The sequence below is a fragment of the Antarcticibacterium flavum genome (assembly GCF_006159205.1).
In the GTDB taxonomy this organism is placed as follows: domain Bacteria; phylum Bacteroidota; class Bacteroidia; order Flavobacteriales; family Flavobacteriaceae; genus Gillisia; species Gillisia flava.
In genome coordinates, this window is record NZ_CP040812.1 from 4,001,513 (window position 1) to 4,019,758 (window position 18,246).

An 18,246-nucleotide genomic window follows, 5' to 3' on the forward strand; every position below is an offset into this window, starting at 1 on the left:
CATTTAAGCCCCATTTATACCATAACTTACCTGCGCCGGATACTGTGCTGTTTTTATAGCGTAAGGGAAGTTAAGCCTTAAGTAAAACAGCATAGGGCGCATCCTACTGCTTCCATTGACCCGGGCCTTTAACGCAATTTACAGTTTAAAAACTCAGACTTACTATAGTACCTTTTTCAGCCTCACTGTTTACCTGTATTTTCCCTTTGTGAAGCATCATAATTTCCTTGCTAAGGCTAAGGCCTATGCCGCTACCGTTCTTTTTTGTGGTAAAGAAAGGGATGAAGATACTGTCTATAATTTCTGAAGGGATACCTTTCCCATTGTCCTGCACCCGTATAATGGCATTCCCGTTGACATTCTGTTTTGCTGAAACCATGATCCTGCCTTGCTCCACGTTTTTAACCGCGTCTATGGCATTCAGCAACAAGTTGATCAATACCTGTTCTATTAAGTAAGCATCGATATTTATTTCCAGGTCGGTATTCTCCACTTTAAACTCAAGATGCACATCCTTTACTTTCAGGCCAGGCTGCATCAGGTTGTGAAGATTTTTAAAAAGATCGGCTACCTTTACCTTTTCGAGATTAAGATGAGTTACCTTATTAAGGCTTCTATAGGTTTTTGCAAATTTCATTAATCCCTCGCTGCGTTTTTTGATGCTGGCAATCCCCGCATCCAGATCGTCCAGTTCGAGGAGGTTGGTTTCAGGATCATTGGCTGCAGCTTTGATTTGAGTTTGCAGGGTATCTGCCAGGGAAGATATAGGCGCAATAGAATTCATAATCTCATGGGTCATTACGCTTAATAATTTCTTCCAGGCCTCGCTTTCGTTTTGATTAAGGGTTTCTTCGATATTGTGCAAAACCAGGAGGCGAAAGGAATCTTCCTGCACCCTGAAAGTGGTTTCAGAAATTAACACCTTTAACTTCTCGCTTTTTACGTCCAGGATTGTGGAGGAATTACCGCTGTGATTAACTTCAAAAACATCATTATAAAGCAGCGGCTTCCGGCTTTTTACAAAGCTGATATTTTTAAAGGAAGGGGAATCTATAGTACGAAGAAAGGATTCATTGGACCAAAGAACCCTGCCGGTATTAATGTTGTACGCAAAGATCCCAATATCAACCATTTCCAAAATCTTTTGAAGGTATACATACTGGGCATCTTTTTCACTGTTTATCTCCCGAATCGTCCTGTTTACCTCGTTAAAACCCACATGTAATTTCCTTATATCCTGTGGTCCCTTATCTTCCACGAACCATCTGGAAAAATCTCTGTATCGCACAGATTCAAAAAAATCATCCATTTCAAGGAAACGCCGGGTGGTAAACCGGTACAGATTGTACATAAAATAAAGCGAAAGTATAGTGGCGCCTGCAGCAATATAAGTGTTGCTATAGCTTATGGAAAAGGCAAGAACGGTTAGTAATCCAAATAGGATAACCAGCCTTATTAATAAAAAACGCCTGTAGTTTTTATAGATCATACTTTTCCAGCCTGCGATAAAGGGCCGTGCGGGTTATCCCTAATTCCCTGGCCGATTTGGATATGTTCCCATTATTTTTTTCAATAACAGTGAGAATAGCCTTTTTTTCAATCGTGTCCAGTTTCATATCGTTGAACGCAAAGGTGTCTGCAGGTTTTTCAATGGCTGAAAAGACAAGGTCCTTCTCTGTTAGCATATCATCTTCAGTCATAATAACCGCCCGTTCAATCACATATTGCAGTTCCCTCACATTTCCTGGAAAGGAATGTGCTTTCATTTTTAAAATGAAACTTTTGTCAAGGGTAAAAGGCCCTTTTGAATATTTTTCAGCATATACCTCCACGAAATGCCTGGCTAGTAATGTGATATCTGATCCCCTTGCCCTTAATGGAGGAACGGTGATGTCTACGGTATTTATTCGATATATAAGATCTCTGCGAAATTTATTCTCGTCTGCCAGCTGGGAGATCTCCAGGTTTGTCGCACAAATCAACCTAATGTCTACAGGTATGGATTCATTGGATCCCAATGGGGTTATCTGCCGGTTTTGCAATACTGTGAGAAGTCTGGCTTGTTGTTGAATGCTAATATTCCCAATTTCATCAAGGAACAGGGTTCCTCCACTGGCAGCCTCAAAACGTCCCCTTCTATCTTCCCGGGCATCTGTGAACGCTCCTTTTTTATAACCAAAGAGTTCACTTTCAAATAAGCTGGAGGTGAGGGCACCCACATCTACCTTTACAAAGGGCTTATTTTTTCTGTGAGAATTATCGTGAAGGGCTTTTGCAATAAGATCTTTTCCTGTGCCGTTTTCACCTAGGATCAAAATATTAGCTTCAGTAGGTGCTACTTTTTTCAGCTTAAAAAAGACCTCCTGCATCACCTCGCTTTCTCCCAGCAACTTATTTCCTGCTACAAAAGGTTGTTGTCTTTCCGTTCGTTTTTTCTTTTTCCTGCCCATTAGATCCTCCAGGCAACTCACAAGCTTGTCGTTCTTCCAGGGTTTTACAAGAAAGTCTGCAGCACCTTCTTTGAGCGAACGGATGGCGAGATCTATATCCCCATAGGCGGTAATAAGGATCACATCTACAGCAGGATTGGTTTCCTTTATTTTATTCAGCCAGAAGATCCCTTCGTTCCCGGTATTAACCAGCCCATTAAAATTCATGTCCAGGATAATAATATCAAAATTGTTATTTTGGACCAGGGAAACAATATTATGAGGCCTTTTTTCTATTACAACCTCTTTTACCAGCGATTTTAAAAGTAAACGCAGGGCTGTGAGGACATCCTCATCATCATCAATGACCAGTATTTTCGCATCTTTTAATTGCATACCTACAATATTACAATTTTATTTTATCCCTGTACCTGCCTGAAAACGTATAAATTTAGTGGCTGTAAAAGTGTTTTGAATTCGAACACCGGGTGTATCAAAACCGAACACTTATATATTTATAATCAGCTGTAATTATTTGATATATAGAAGGTTAAGTTTTTGGCACAAAATTGCTTTACAATCTAAGTGTAACAAATAGATTTTCATGGATATACCTCTTAAAAAGAAGCGGTTTACAACTAAAAAGGTAAGTATTATAATAGGCGTTGTTTTGCTGCTAAGCTTAATAGCCTTTGCTTTTATTTCTTCTGGCGGAGCATCAAAATTAAATGTAAATGAGGAGAGACTGTCTGTCGATACTGTTCAGGAGGGGATATTCCAGGAAAATATCCCGGTTAATGGGGTTGTACTACCCATAAGCACCATTTACCTGGATGCTATTGAGGGAGGTAGGGTAGAGGAGATCTTTGTAGAGGACGGCGAGATTATGAAAGCGGGGGAACCTGTATTGCGACTTTCCAATACAGATCTTGAACTAAGTTTGGTAAATCAGGAAACGCAGGTATACAACCTGCTAACACAAATGCAGATCTCGCAGAATGCAGCAAGGCAAAATACTATAAACAGGTTAAACCAATTAACAGATGTTGAAAACAGTCTTATAGAAGCAGAAAGAGTCTATAACCTAAATCAAAGGCTTTATAAGAAAGATGCGATAGGCCGGCAGGATTTGCTGGAGTCTGAAAATAACTATAAGTACCAGAAGCAGCGTATGGATCTTGCCAGGGAAGTTTTGGCGCAGGATTCCATCTCGACGCAACAGGAAATGGGACAGGCCCAGAATTCCTATGGCAGGACACAGAAAGCCCTTGAGTTAATGCGGAAGAAAGTGGAGGATCTTATTGTAAGGGCTCCGGTAGACGGGCAATTAACCTCGCTGGATGCCGAGATTGGCCAGTCCAAGACCAAGGGAGAAAGACTGGGGCAGGTAGATGTTGTTACCGGATATAAGGTACGTGTGGATATTGACGAACATTATATCTCCAGGATTTATGCCGGGCAGCAGGGAAGCTTTAAGATCAACGGAAGGGATTTTACCCTGGAGATCAAAAAAGTCTACACTCAGGTGACCAACGGTAGGTTCCAGGTGGATATGTTTTTTGAAGGAGAGGTTCCTGAAGGGATTCGTCGGGGCCAAACCCTGCAAATTCGACTGGCGTTAAGCCAGGAAAAAGAGGCGCTTCTGGTCTCAAAGGGCGGATTTTTTCAGCAAACCGGCGGGAACTGGATATTTAAGCTGAGTGAGGATGGAAAAACAGCTTATAAAGTTGACATACAACTTGGCAGCCAGAATACCGAATATTATGAAGTACTGCAGGGGTTACAACCGGGTGACCGGGTTATTACCTCAAGCTATGACAACTTTGGAAATATTGAAGAGCTCATTTTAAATTAGAAAGTTAATTAGTTAGCAGGAAATCCTATGCTCCCTGCAAAGGGAGCGGGGGATTTTCATAAAAAACGGAACCCCTACCTAAGAGATGGGGAAATAAAGACAAAAACATACAAACAATAATTAACCAGCCAATGATTAAAATTTCCAATCTTGAGAAATATTACCGGACAGAAGAGGTCCAAACCATCGCCCTTAACAAACTTTCATTTGAAGTGAAAGAAGGAGAATTTGTAGCTATTATGGGGCCTTCGGGCTGCGGGAAATCAACTCTGCTCAATATCCTTGGGTTACTCGATGACCCAGATGGAGGTAGCTTTTTATTCGACGGAATTGAAGTAGCGGGATATAATGAACGCAAACGCTCTCAATTGCGCAAGCACAATATTGGTTTCGTATTCCAGAGTTTTAACCTCATTGATGAACTTACCGTTTTTGAGAATGTGGAACTTCCCTTGATCTACACCGGGGTTAAACCAGCTGAGAGGAAAGCGCGGGTACACGAGGTGCTGGAAAAAATGCAGATCATGCACCGCCGCAAGCATTTCCCGCAGCAACTCTCCGGAGGGCAACAGCAAAGAGTGGCCGTAGCCAGGGCAGTAGTGAACAATCCAAAACTTATCCTGGCAGATGAGCCTACAGGAAACCTGGACAGCAGCAATGGGAACGAGGTAATGGACCTGCTCACAGAATTAAACGAAGCCGGAACCACCATCATCATGGTAACCCACAGTGAACACGACGCAAAATTCAGCCACCGTATCATCAGGATGCTGGATGGGGAGAAAGTGACAGAAAATGTTCTTGTAAACGCCTAAAAAAACACCATCATCATCAATCAAAAAACGGAGCAGTTATGATAAGGAATTACATCAAAATAGCGCTAAGAAACATCCTAAGGTATAAAGCCAGCAGCATGATCAATGTTTCCGGCCTGGCGATTGGTCTTTGCAGTGTGATCCTTATTGCTCTTTTCATTCAGGATGAACTGCAGTATGACCAATTCTTTGAAGATTCGGCGCAAATCTTCAGAGTTAATGTTGAAGGTAAGATGGGTGAAAATGAGTTCTACGCAGGCTATACTCCGCCTCCTGCCGGTGCTAAGCTTGTAAATAATTTTCCGGAAATAGAGAGTTATACCCGAATCTTCAGGCCGGGTGTGAATGTGCTTCAAAACAGTGATGACCAAGAGAAGCAATTCAATGAGGATAACATTTTCGCGGTAGATGCCAACTTCCTGGAACTATTAAGTTATCCGCTGGCCAAGGGAGATCCTAAAACCTGCCTTGCCGAAACGAATAGTATTGTTATTACGCCACAGGTGGCAAAGAAATATTTTGGAGAAGCAGATCCTATGGGAAAGATCCTGTTGTACGGAGAAGATAAAAGCCCGATGAAAGTGACCGGCGTGTTACATGATCTTGAGGATCTTCCTGCTTCTGTAAAGTTTGATATTTTAGTGCCGGTTGAAAACTTTGGGGTCGTAAATTATTTTAACTGGAGCTGGGTTTGGCTCAATATGGTAACCTATGTTAAGGTAACTGAGCAGGCAGCTGCAAATCCGGGATTAGTTCAACACCTGGAATCTCAATTCTCCGAGATGCTGCGCGTGCAGGCGGCAGATGCTTTTAAAAGGATAGGCCAGCCATATGAAGAATTCCTGGAGAAGGGTAATAAGTGGGATTTTCATATGCAGCCACTGGCAGATATCCACTTACATTCCGGGGACATTGTCTCTTCGATTACAGAGCATAACAATATCAAAAACCTGTATATTTTCGGGATCATCGCGCTCTTCATTATAATCCTGGCCTGTGTAAACTTTATGAACCTGGCCACAGCTCAGTCATCCAGGCGCACCAAAGAGATTGGGATAAGAAAAGTATTGGGATCTGCAAGGTCACAGTTAATAAGACAATTTCTTACTGAGGCAGCGCTCTTCAGCTTTATAGCGACTATGTTAGCAGTGTTACTTACTATTTTATTTCTGCCCGTCTTTAATGAAATAGCCGGGAAAAGCATTGGGCTGCAAAATCTAATCGCGCCTGAAATCTGGATGCTCATCCTTGGTTTGGCTCTTGTTACCGCTGTCCTGGCGGGAGTGTATCCGGCTTTTTATCTCACCTCATTTGCACCGGTTAATATTTTAAAAGGCGGTATCGGTAAAAACTTTAAAAGCAGGTTCATCAGGAATGAGTTAGTGGTATTTCAATTCATCATCGCAATCGCTCTCATAATTTCCACTATAATAGTTTACACCCAGCTTGATTATGCCAACAGCCGCGATCTTGGATATGACAGGGAGAATATTATTATTTTAAACAATACTGAAAAGTTAGGTGCTGCAGAGGAAGCCTTTCGCCAGGAGATTGCCGCCCTCCCGCAAATTAAGAGCACTACGATCTCATCAAATGTATTCACTAAAGGTGCTTTTGGAGATTTTTATGTGCCTGAAACCAATGAGCCCGGGGAAACTGTCTCACAGGATCTTGCCCTTAGCTCTTACCTTGTAGATGACCGATTTATAGAAACGCTTGACCTGAAGCTGAAAGAAGGTCGTGGTTTTGAGCGCAGGTTCAACGATTCACTTTCTGTAGTAATAAATGAAACCGCGGCTAGGCAAATTGGCTGGGAAAATCCTCTGGGTAAAACCATAAGATATCCGGGAGGGCAGCAGGAATCCTATACCGTCGTGGGAGTCCTAAAGGATTTCAATGTGCAATCCCTGCATACCCCCATTGAACCTTTTGCCTTGTTCTCAAAAAGCTCACAAAGCTATACTTCCCCAACTTCCTACATAACAGTAAAACTGAACCCGGGAAATCCCCAAAGAACCATCCAGGCCATAGAAGCGAAATGGCAGGAATTCCAGGCGAATGTTCCGTTCGAATATTCTTTTCTGGACGAAGATCTTGCAGCCGCCTATGTAACCGACCGGCGCCTGGCGAAACTCTTTGGGATATTTACCTCCCTGGCCATTTTTGTTGCCTGTTTGGGTTTATTTGGCCTTGTGGCTTTTACAGCACAACAGCGCACAAAGGAAATTGGAATACGAAAAGTAGTAGGAGCTGGGGTAACAGATATTGTGCGCCTGCTTTCCGTGGATTTCATAAAATTGGTTTGTATTGCTGTGATCATCGCCTCACCTCTGGCCTGGTATGGAATGAGCCGGTGGCTTCAGGATTTCGCTTATAGAATTGATATTGCATGGTGGATGTTTGCCCTTGCAGGTTCCTTTGCCCTTATGATAGCGCTTCTCACAGTGAGTTTCCAGGCAGTTAAAGCGGCAGTGGCAAACCCGGTAAAAAGTTTAAGAACAGAGTAAAAATAGAAGCAAGTGACAAGAAACAAGAAACAAGAGAAGAGAAGCCCCCTGGCCCCCAAAGGGGGAATTTAGTTTAGAAAGAAGGAGAATTTATCTAAATAACCAATCCTAACAGTAAACCGTAAACAGCAAACCGACAACCGACAACTGACAACCGACAACCGACAACCGACAACTGATAACCGACAACAAATTATGATTAAAAACTATTTAAAAATGGCCTGGCGCACAATCCTTAAGAACAGGGTTTATTCCTTTATTAATGTTCTTGGCCTCACCATAGGGATATGGGCTTGTATGAGTATGGCGACAGTTGTGATCGACGATCTTTCTTATGACACCAAGTGGAAAAATGCAGATGACCTTTACAGGATTGTTACGGTCAAAACTACCGGCAGCCAGGAACAAAAAAGGATGGCAGCTTCTTTTGCAGGACTTAACCCGGTTTTAATGAATGATTTCCCTCAAGTGGAAGCAGTTTCAAAATTCAACACACATCCCATTCATTTTAAATTTTCCAATTCAGAAACAGAAAAGGTTGAAGTGAACCTTTTAAATGCAGATACTACAGTCTGGAAAATGCTGGATTTTAAAATAATTGCAGGTGATCCCAAAAACTTCATTCATGATAAAAAGAACCTGATCATTACCAGAAATCTTAAAGACCGATTTTTTCCATATGAAGATCCTGTTGGAAAAATTATTTCTGATGTTCCATCTTTTAAAGCAGAACCAGATTCCTATGTAATTACAGGAGTGATCGAAAATATTCCTTCCAATACACATTTGCGGGCAGAAGCGATCCTGGTTCAAAAAGGGAGGTTGGAAGTTCTTAATAAGGAGCAATTTGGAACCTTCAGTCAAAACTATGTTCAGTTAAAGCAAGGAACAGATCCAGATAAATTTGCTCAACAACTAAGTAACTGGTATGCCGATTTTGTTGGATCAAAAAATGCCGATTCCTTCGAGTTTCAGCCTATTACTGATATTTATTTACATTCAGAATTTGCCGAATACCAGGATGTAAAGGGAAGTTTAAATAACATATTTATCCTTACAGGGGTAGCCCTGCTTCTTCTAATAATTGCCTGCGTGAATTTCATTAACCTTAGTACTGCAAGAGCAATAAAACGAATGCAGGAAATAGGGATGAGAAAGATCCTGGGGGCCAATCGCCGGCAACTTATATTTCAGTTTCTTACAGAAGCTGTGCTGTTCTTTTTGATCTCAACATTTATAGCCAGTTTAATATATTTGGGAACTATTCCCCTTATTGAAAAATTTCTGGGACATGCCCTGGAGCAGACTTTCGTTTCCGGATTGTATCTTTTTGGGATTACGGTTTTAATTCTTCTTTTAATAAGTCTCTTAGCCGGTGGCTATCCTGCGCTTATAATGTCGGGCTATAATCCTGCCAAAACCATAAAAGGTAATTTCTATACAGGAAATTTAAGCAGTCAAAATACGGTGCGCAAAAGCCTCGTGGTGCTTCAGTTCTCAATTTCCATCATTGTCCTTATCGCCCTCCTTGTGGTACAGCAGCAGGTTACCTTCTTGAAAACCATGGACATTGGGTTCAATAAGGATGCGCTATTAAGCATAGGCTCTGTGAGCTGGGACGGGAAAGGGGATGCCTTTAAAAATGAGGTATTGAAGAATCCCAATATTGAAAAAGTTAGTTTTTCCACCTGGTTACCCACCAGAGGAGCCGGTTATATGTCTAAGCGTATCTCTGATCCCGCAGCTCCAGATAAAAGTTTTGAAGTTTTCTTTATCAATGCCGATCTTGATTTCGCCGAGACTCTGGGCCTTACCTTGCAGAAGGGGCGCTTTTTGAATGAAAAATATCCTTCAGATATAAAGACGGGAAACCCAACGGGTATCATAAGCTTTGACGAGGAAGAAAAAGCCGGGAGTCGTGCCTCCATTTTTACTGTACACACTGCAGGAATTCTTCAAGCCAACAATTTAAATCAGGATATTGCAGATGTTAAAGCGATTCCTGTTGGGATTGTGGAAGATTTCAATACAGAATCGCTCAAAGTCAATCTTAAACCTACTATCATAACTGCAGAAAGTCCGCTTCCTTATTCCGGTATGCTTATAAGGACAAGGCCTGGTGCAGAGCAGCAGGTTATAGAACAGCTGCAAAGAACCTGGCAAGAATTTTATCCTGATAAGCTCCTCGAGGTAAACCGGGTAGATGAACAGATTGCAGCGCAGTATGAAGCTGAAAGCAAGTTACAGCAATTGTTTGCATTCTTCAGCGGACTTAGCATGTTCCTGGCAGCGATGGGAATTTTTGGATTAATTGTCCAGATAACGCAACAGCACGTAAAGGAGATTGGCATAAGAAAGGTTTTAGGAGCTTCGATCAACTCTATTGTGATGCTCTATTCCAAATCCTTTTTCAAAATAGTAGTAGTCGCAATACTCATCGCATCCCCTATTGCGTGGTATGCGATGCAAAATTACCTGGAAGATTTCGCATATCGAATAGCTCTGGAGTGGTGGATGTTTGCACTCGCAGGTTTTATGGCCATATTCATCGCTCTGGTAACGGTAAGTTTACAGGCGGTTAAAGCCGCAGTTGTGAACCCGGTAAAAAGTTTAAGAACGGAATAAATATAGAAACAAGAGACAAGAACCAAGAAACAAGAGAAGCCCCCTAACCCCAAAGGGGGAATTAATGGAAATAAAAGAAGTCTTTGACGAGAAAAATAAAATTGAGAACAAAAAACTGATAACCGACAATCTATAACTGACAACCGACAACTGTTAACTAATTATGATAAAGAACTATTTTAAAATCGCGTGGAGGAGTCTTTGGAAGAATAAGCTGTTTTCCCTGATAAATATCCTGAGTTTTGGGTTGGCCATACCTTTTGCGCTGCTTTCATTAATGCAGGTTCAAAGTGCTTTTGAAGTTGATAATTTCCATCTGGAACCAAATAGAATTCACAGGGTAATTACAAATGTAGAGGACGGGAATGGTAATATAACACCCTACGCATCTTCCCCGGGTTCAATAGCAGATGATATACAAACACGAATCCCATTTGTGGATAAATCCACCATCACAAAAAGAGCTTTTAACTGGGAATTGACAAATAAGATAAAGACTATTAGAGTTAACAGCCTTTATGTGGATCCTGCCTTTTTCGAAATTTTCAACTTTCCTTTGGAACAGGGAAGTTATCCTATTTTACCAAACACCGTTGTTATCTCCCGGGAAATGGCTAAGGTGTTCTTTGGGGACACTAATCCTGTAAACCAAACACTTTCACATCATGACTATGGAAACTTTACCGTAACAGGTGTGCTAAAGCCCCATAAAGCTAACACCCATTTTAGAAGCGATGTGATGGTTTCCATGGCAACTTTCAGCAAATTTAATGAAACAGCCCCTACTGATGCACTTTCGGGTTTTACATATGTAAAACTTCACGAGCAGGCAAACAAACAGGATCTGGATGAGGCGCTCGTTCAAATTTCTAAAAGTTATGCAGGTGATAATCCGCTTTTAAAGGAAAAATATGGTTTCAGAAGTCAGAAACTATCACAAATATCACCAGATTTTGAAGCGCTGGAAAATAACCCGTATGCAGATTCTTTAGCAGATCTTTCTGTGAATTTTCTAATGGCCCTGGCAATTATTCTTCTTGCAGGCTTTAACTACACGAATCTTACCCTGGCCAAGTCTTTAAATAGGGCAAAAGAAGTGGGGGTAAGAAAAGTATCTGGAGCTTCCCGAAGCCAGTTATTTACTCAATTTATTTGCGAAGCCGTGTTGGTGGCGTTTATAGGATTGGCCACAGGATACCTTTTTCTGAAAATAATGGAACAACATCTTAGCCTTAACTGGATCATCTGGGAAGTGGATAATTACTTTGTTCTTTGGTCCATTTTTATTGGCTTTGCCATAATTATGGGAGTTCTGGCAGGAATCATACCCGCAAAGATCCTTTCTTCCTTTACCCCTTCCAGGGTTTTAAAGGGTGATATAAATCCCGCATCCTTTGGAAAAATTGGATTTAGGAAAAGCCTGGTGGTTATACAGTTTGTAGTAACCGCCTGTTTCATCTTTCTTATCACAAATATGTATAGCCAGTTTAAATATCAGGCTACAGATAATGAGAATTATAACCGAAAGAACATCTACAATATTGCCATACACGGAGATCATGAATTATTGCGAAATGAAATTGCCGCTCATAAGGATGTGGAAAATATTGGGTTAGCCTCATCCCCATTTGGCGGGACTTCCCATAATGGTAATATTAAAACTGAGAAATTGGAGGAAAATGTAAAGGCTAGTTTTTATGCCGTAAATGCCGGTTTTTTAGAAAATATGAACCTCACATTCCTGGCCGGTGAAAATCTCCCAGAGGTAGCGGGTGCCACACCATCCCCCTTCGTAGTTGTGAATGAGCAAACATTATTTGCACTTAATCTTGGTACCCCGGCGGAAGCTGTTGGTAAGACAATTTATTTAAATGATCAACAGCAGGTTAGGATCACGGGGGTAGTTCAGGATTTTAATTACCACGTTTATCAATTTCCTACCCGCCCATTGGTGATGCAGTATGACCCATTAAAGTTCAGTATTCTGAACATTAAGATGAAGGGAGACGTAAATGATAAGGTTTTCAAAGCTGACATAGAAGCTCTGCACAAAAAGTATTTCCCCGGGGAAGAGCTGGCATTTTCCAATTATGAAGAAGAATTATATGACAGGTATTTTCAGGGGGAGGACATGAAGTTTCTGGTCATGGTTTGTTTTACAATTTTCACCATTGCCATTATGGGACTTTTGGGAATTGTTACTTACACAACAGAGAAGCGATTGAAGGAAATAGGGATACGCAAAGTTTTGGGTGCATCAGTCTCGGCAATCGTGAGAGAGTTGTCTTCAGGATTTCTAAAATTACTTTTGATCTCTGCGGCAATATGTCTTCCATTAGGCTATCTCATATCATTCTTTTTCGTCAATATTTTCGCCTACAATAACGGTGTTGCCTTAGGACTTATGCTATTGTTATATCTATCTATTTTGTGTTTCGCTTTATTAACGATTGGGATCCAGGCGGCCAGAGCAGCAATGGCTAACCCTGTTTCAATTTTAAGAACAGAATAAGCCCTCTATCCCCCTCTTTGCCGGCAGAGAGAGGCCAGTAGGAGGAACTGAAGATGTGAAAAGAATTTAGAATAAAGTTACAACAGCCAAAAGAGATAAGAGAAGCCACTGGCCCCCAAAGGAGGAATTTAATTTAGGAAGAAGGAGAATTTATCCAAATAAATAATACAAACGATAACACTAAACGGTAAACAGAAAACTGAAAACAGAGAACTGAAAACATAGAACTGATACCGACAACCTATAACAGACAAAAAACTATCAACCGACAACCGACAACCGACAACCAATGATCAAAAACTATTTCAAAATCGCCTGGAGGAACCTTTGGAAGAACCGCACGTTCACCTTCCTCAACGTGTTGGGATTAACCGTGGCTTTCAGCATCGCCATCCTTTTGAGTATGTATGCGGTGTTTGAACTATCGTATGACAGGTTTCATGAGAACCTGGGAAAAATTTACCAGGTGTATTCTACAGAGCAGCTACCTGATGGGCCGCAGGCCAGCACCTCCAAATCTGTACCCTTTGCCGGGACCTTAAAGGAGGAGGTGCCCGGAGTGGAAAAGATCACCCGCTATAACGGGAAAGGGGTTTTGGTGCTGTACGGGGATAAGGAACTGCAAATGAGTGCCGCTTATGTGGATCCCGATTTCTTCTCCATCTTTTCGTTTCCTGTTGTGAAAGGAGAAAAGGAAAACCCTATAGGTGAAAAATCTGCAGTAGCGATTTCCGAATACGCAGCCAATCGAATTTTTGGAAGCGCTGAGGTTATTGGAGAGACAATCACTGTCATTACTGAAGGTAGGGAAAGCAGGTTTACAGTTTCTGCGATCATAGAAGATATGCCGGAGCAAAGCAGCCTTAGATTTGATCTCGCCCTGGATTTCACCAATCAGGCAGATTTTTCCTATGCCGATAATATTGACCGCTGGGATAAGGAAAACCATGAGGTATATATGCAGCTTGCCGGGGGAATAAGTCCCCGGCAATTCGAACGATCTACAGACGCTTTTACGGTAGCGCATTACTCAGCAGCTATGGCAGAGGCTAAACGAGACGGTGCCCGGCCAAATCAATATGGTACCTACAAGCAAATTAGGCTACTTCCGTTTTCCGATGTTTATTTAGCCGGTTTCAAAGACGGGATCGCCGAAGCTAAACGGACCCTGCCTTTGCTTGTACTGGGTATTGCATTTCTTATTATTTTTATAGCCGGTGTGAATTTTATTAATATGAGCATCGCGAGGAGCGCGCAGCGCCTTCGGGAAATAGGAATGCGAAAAACATTAGGCGCAGGGAAAGCTCAGCTTTTCTTTCAGTTTTGGGGAGAAAGCCTGCTGGTATTTCTTTTTTCTGTGGCTTTAGGAATTCTTGCCGCTACCGCCCTGTTGGAACCATTTAAAACCCTGTTTAGCACCAGGGCCGGCTTTGCATCGGTTTTGAGCGTTGAGATCCTGCTGGTATCTATAGGTTGCCTGCTCCTTATTACATTAATTGCAGGAGGTTATCCCGCGTTGATCCTAAGCAAACTGGGAACTCTAAAAGCCCTCAAAGGTAAACTGGAAGTTAGCGGAAGGAACCGGGTGCGCGACTCTTTAATGGTATTACAGTTTGGCATTGCGATCCTGCTCATTAGCGGTACCCTGGTGCTGCAAAATCAGCTGGAATATCTGCGCACCAAAGACCTGGGATTCAATAAGGATCACGTGGTGACTTTCGCCCTTACGGGAAAACAGGATAAAATTCAAACCATGCAATTGATAAGGGAAGAACTGGAGGACAAGCCTGGGATCTTAAAGGTAAGTGCGGCAAACACAAATCTGGGCCTGGGGCGTGATGGCAACCGTTCTACAAATATTATGGGGTTTGAACATAAGGGCAGGAATGTTTACACCAATATTCAATTCGTTGATTATGATTATATCGAGACGCTTGGCCTGGAACTGGTGAATGGCCGTTCCTTTGACAAAGCACGTGGGGCAGATAGTCTTGCGGTGGTGATCAATGAGGCCATGGCGCGTAATTTACAGGAGGAGGAGATATTGAATTCCAGGATACAGATCGATGAATCTTTAATCTTTGACATTATAGGTGTAGTGAAGGATTACAACTTCCAGGACCTGGATAGGTCTATTGAGCCTATGACCCTTTTTTTAAATCCGGAACGAGCTACACGCTATGCTTACGTGAAAGTAGCGCCTCAAAATGCTGCAGGTTCCTTTGAGCAAATAAAAGCAGCCTGGCACAAAATTGAACCCAATGCCCCCTTCACCGGCTCTTTCCTTGAGGAGAATATAGACCGCACACTAAAACGGGAACACACGATGACCACTATGATCACCAGCGGGGCCGTTATAGCCATTGTTCTTAGTTGTATTGGTTTATTTGCTATTTCTCTACTCATTGTGGCGCAGCGTCGCAAGGAAATAGGAATACGAAAAGTAGTGGGCGCCAGTGTTCCCGGCATTACTCTAATGCTCACAAAAGATTTCCTGAAACTGGTAGGCATAAGTTTTCTTATCGCAGCACCAATCGGCTGGTGGTTTATGAGCAACTGGCTGCAGGAATACCCTTATAAGATCGAGCTTAATATCTGGATATTCCTCACGGCAGGTTTGATAGCCACCGGTGTGGCGGTGTTCACCATTAGTTTTAAGACTATCACAGCAGCAATGCAAAATCCCGTGAAGAGCTTACGAACGGAGTAAGCCTTGAAACAAGAAACAAGGACCAAGAACCAAGAAATAAGAGAAGAGAGAAGAGAGAAGAGAAGCCCCGAAGGGGGAACAGTAATAAGGGAAAAAGGAGAGTTTTCTTAATAGCTATACAACAGAAAACAGAAAACAGAAAACAGAAAACGGAAAACGGAAAACAGAAAACGGAAACCGAAAACCAAAAATTCCCGGGAAAAGATTTTTATAGGAGTGTATTAAAATCGAACAAAGGTGTTCGGCAACGTACACCATTCAATGGCAGGAGAATTAATAATTAACTGGAAACCAATTAAATAAATTGTCGGCACGGTTTTAATATTGAAATAGAGGTGGAAGCTGAGAAATGAACAGGAGAAAAAGATTTAAAAAATATGATACGCAATTACTTTAAAATCGCCTGGAGGAATATTCTTAAGAACAAGGGAATATTTTCTATAAATATTGCCGGGCTCGCCATTGGGATTGCTTCCTGTCTCCTCATCCTCCTTTTTGTGGTAGATGAACTGAGTTATGACCGGTTCAATGAAAAGGCAGATGAAATTGTTAGGGTGGTATTCCGCGCCAATGTAAATGGAGAAGAGATGAAAGAGGCCGTGGTGATGGCTCCTGTCGCTCAGGCTTTAAAGGATGAATTTCCGGAAGTGGTGGAAGCTACCAGGTTAACGAATTTATACAATCCCAAGATCACCTATAAGAATACTTCTTTTCGCGATAGCAAATTTGCGTATGTAGATCCCAATTTCTTTGAGATCTTCACCCTGCCTGTAATTAAGGGGGATGAGGTTACCCCACTTAAAGAGCCAAATTCAGTAGTACTCACCGAAAAGGAAGCAAAAAAATATTTTGGCAATGAGGATCCTATAGGGAAAATATTGACACTGGAGGAGAAGGACCGGCAGTATAAAGTCACGGCTATTATTGAGGAAGTACCAAAAAACTCCCATTTCCGTTTTGATATTTTTGCATCTACAGTAGGTTATCTTCCCGCACAGGGTACCTCCTGGATGAATTCAGATTTCCATACTTATTTATTGCTGAAGGAAGGTACTTCTGCTGAAGGTCTTGAAGCAAAATTGCCGGCTGTTGTAGAGAAATATATGGGACCGCAGATGAAGGGGGAAATGGGTATGACTTTTTCTGAATTTAAGAAGGACAATGAGATTGGTTTATTCCTGCAGCCTCTTACAGATATTCATTTGAAGTCAGATTTTATAGCTTCTACAGAACTGCAGCAGGGTGGCGATATAAAATACATTTACATCTTTAGTGCTGTAGCCTTGTTTATGCTTTTGATCGCCTGTATCAACTTTACCAACCTTGCTACTGCCGCAGCTTCAAAAAGAGCTAAGGAAGTGGGAATTCGAAAAGTGCTGGGTTCCAACAAAAAGCAGCTTATTTACCAGTTTCTGGCAGAGTCGTTCATAGCTACCGCTGCTGCAATGATCCTGGCCCTTATTCTTTTTTCTTTAGCATTGCCTGTTTTCAATGATCTCGCAGGTAAGGAACTGCCGCTGGAATATTTGTTTCAGCCGGGAGTGGTGCTGTTAATGATTGTCTTGCTTTTCATTATCGGATTTTTTGCAGGGGGCTATCCCGCCTTTTTCCTCTCGTCCTTTAAGCCCATCGCGGCACTTAAGAATAAATTCTCCTCTTCAGGAAAAAGTAATGGCATTCGCAGCGGCCTGGTGGTCTTTCAGTTTGCTATTTCAGCAGGGTTGATATTCGCAACTCTCATAGTCTATGAGCAAATGGATTTTATTCAAAATAAAAAGCTGGGCTATGAAAAGGACCAGATGCTGGTGTTGCGAGAATCCTATTTGCTTGGAGAGAAGCAGGATGCCTTTAAAAACAGGATAACTAACGATCCCCGGGTTACAAGTGTTACCCAATCTGCCTTTATACCTGCCGGCCCATCAGATAATAGTATGTCCGGTGTTTTTCTTCAGCAGGAATTCAAGAGAAGAATGTTTGTTTATAATGTAGATGAGCAGTATATCCCAACATTGGGAATGGAACTACTTGAAGGGCGAAATTTTTCATCTTCTTTCGGGACAGATTCCACCAACGTGATCATAAATGAACGGGCTGCAGAGATCCTGGGTTTTAAGAAGGATCCTATAGGAAAAACCCTGATAAGAGATACGAATGATGGAGGCCGGGTGCTTACAGTTATTGGAGTGGTAAAAGATTTTCATTTTAAGTCGCTTCACAAGAATATCGATCCACTCATCATGCTTTACAACCCATATGGTGGCTTGATCGTGAGAACCAACACAGCAAATATGTCGGCACTTATTGAAGACCTGCATACCTCCTGGAACATCTTTAACGAGCAGGAGCCCTTTAGTTATTCTATTCTGGACGATGCGTATAATGAGACTTACCGCGCAGAACAAAAGATGGGCAGCATTTTAAGCATCTTTACCTTTCTAACAATTTTTGTTGCCTGCCTGGGGCTTTTTGGCCTGGTGACCTACACTGCCGAACAGCGAATTAAGGAAATAGGAATACGAAAAGTACTGGGATCAAGTATCCCGCAAATTGTAGCATTGCTTTCCAAAGATTTCCTGAAGCTGGTGTTTGTCTCATTTTTATTCGCATTTCCACTGGGCTATTACCTAATGAATACCTGGTTACAGGATTTTGCCTATCGCATCGAAGTGGGGTGGCAGGTGTTCGTTTTGGCCGCTATTATTACTATCGCTGTTGCGTTTCTAACCATTAGCTTTAAAACCATCAAAGCAGCAATGCAAAATCCCGTGGATAGTTTGAGGACAGAGTAGCCCC

Annotated in this window: 9 protein-coding genes; 7 read left to right on the top strand and 2 right to left on the bottom strand. The window is 41.9% G+C overall.

What is annotated here, in order from left to right; genetic code table 11:
* Window positions 1-145: 145 nt before the first annotated feature.
* Both FHG64_RS17595 and FHG64_RS17600 read right to left on the bottom strand, forming a co-directional pair.
* Window positions 146-1,489 (bottom strand): sensor histidine kinase, encoded by a 1,344-nt coding sequence (locus tag FHG64_RS17595; protein ID WP_139067614.1) that lies wholly within the window; start codon window positions 1,487-1,489, stop codon window positions 146-148.
* A complete protein-coding gene (locus FHG64_RS17600) occupies window positions 1,479-2,825 on the bottom strand; it encodes a sigma-54-dependent transcriptional regulator (RefSeq protein ID WP_139067615.1) in 1,347 nt (448 codons plus the stop codon). Before FHG64_RS17600 ends, FHG64_RS17595 begins: the two co-directional genes overlap by 11 nt.
* Before the next feature lie 208 nt (window positions 2,826-3,033).
* On the opposite strand from FHG64_RS17600, the gene FHG64_RS17605 reads away from it, so the two are divergent.
* From FHG64_RS17605 to FHG64_RS17635, 7 genes are all read left to right on the top strand, one after another.
* The gene (locus tag FHG64_RS17605; protein WP_139067616.1) at window positions 3,034-4,284 is read left to right on the top strand and encodes an efflux RND transporter periplasmic adaptor subunit; all 1,251 of its coding nucleotides are present in this window, start codon (window positions 3,034-3,036) and stop codon (window positions 4,282-4,284) included.
* A 131-nt stretch (window positions 4,285-4,415) separates the two neighbouring features.
* A complete protein-coding gene (locus FHG64_RS17610; protein ID WP_139067617.1) occupies window positions 4,416-5,099 on the top strand; it encodes an ABC transporter ATP-binding protein in 684 nt (227 codons plus the stop codon).
* 38 nt (window positions 5,100-5,137) lie between these two features.
* Window positions 5,138-7,606 carry an ABC transporter permease gene (locus FHG64_RS17615; RefSeq protein WP_139067618.1) on the top strand — a complete coding sequence of 823 codons (2,469 nt, stop codon included), beginning with the start codon at window positions 5,138-5,140 and terminating at the stop codon, window positions 7,604-7,606.
* Window positions 7,607-7,801: 195 nt separating this feature from the next.
* Window positions 7,802-10,231 carry an ABC transporter permease gene (locus FHG64_RS17620; protein WP_139067619.1) on the top strand — a complete coding sequence of 810 codons (2,430 nt, stop codon included), beginning with the start codon at window positions 7,802-7,804 and terminating at the stop codon, window positions 10,229-10,231.
* Window positions 10,232-10,394: 163 nt separating this feature from the next.
* Window positions 10,395-12,743, top strand: a complete 2,349-nt coding sequence (locus FHG64_RS17625) for an ABC transporter permease (RefSeq protein ID WP_139067620.1) — start codon at window positions 10,395-10,397, stop codon at window positions 12,741-12,743.
* Between the two features lie 289 nt (window positions 12,744-13,032).
* A complete protein-coding gene (locus FHG64_RS17630) occupies window positions 13,033-15,453 on the top strand; it encodes an ABC transporter permease (RefSeq protein ID WP_139067621.1) in 2,421 nt (806 codons plus the stop codon).
* A 377-nt stretch (window positions 15,454-15,830) separates the two neighbouring features.
* Window positions 15,831-18,242 (top strand): ABC transporter permease, encoded by a 2,412-nt coding sequence (locus FHG64_RS17635; RefSeq protein ID WP_139067622.1) that lies wholly within the window; start codon window positions 15,831-15,833, stop codon window positions 18,240-18,242.
* The last annotated feature ends 4 nt before the right edge of the window (window positions 18,243-18,246 follow it).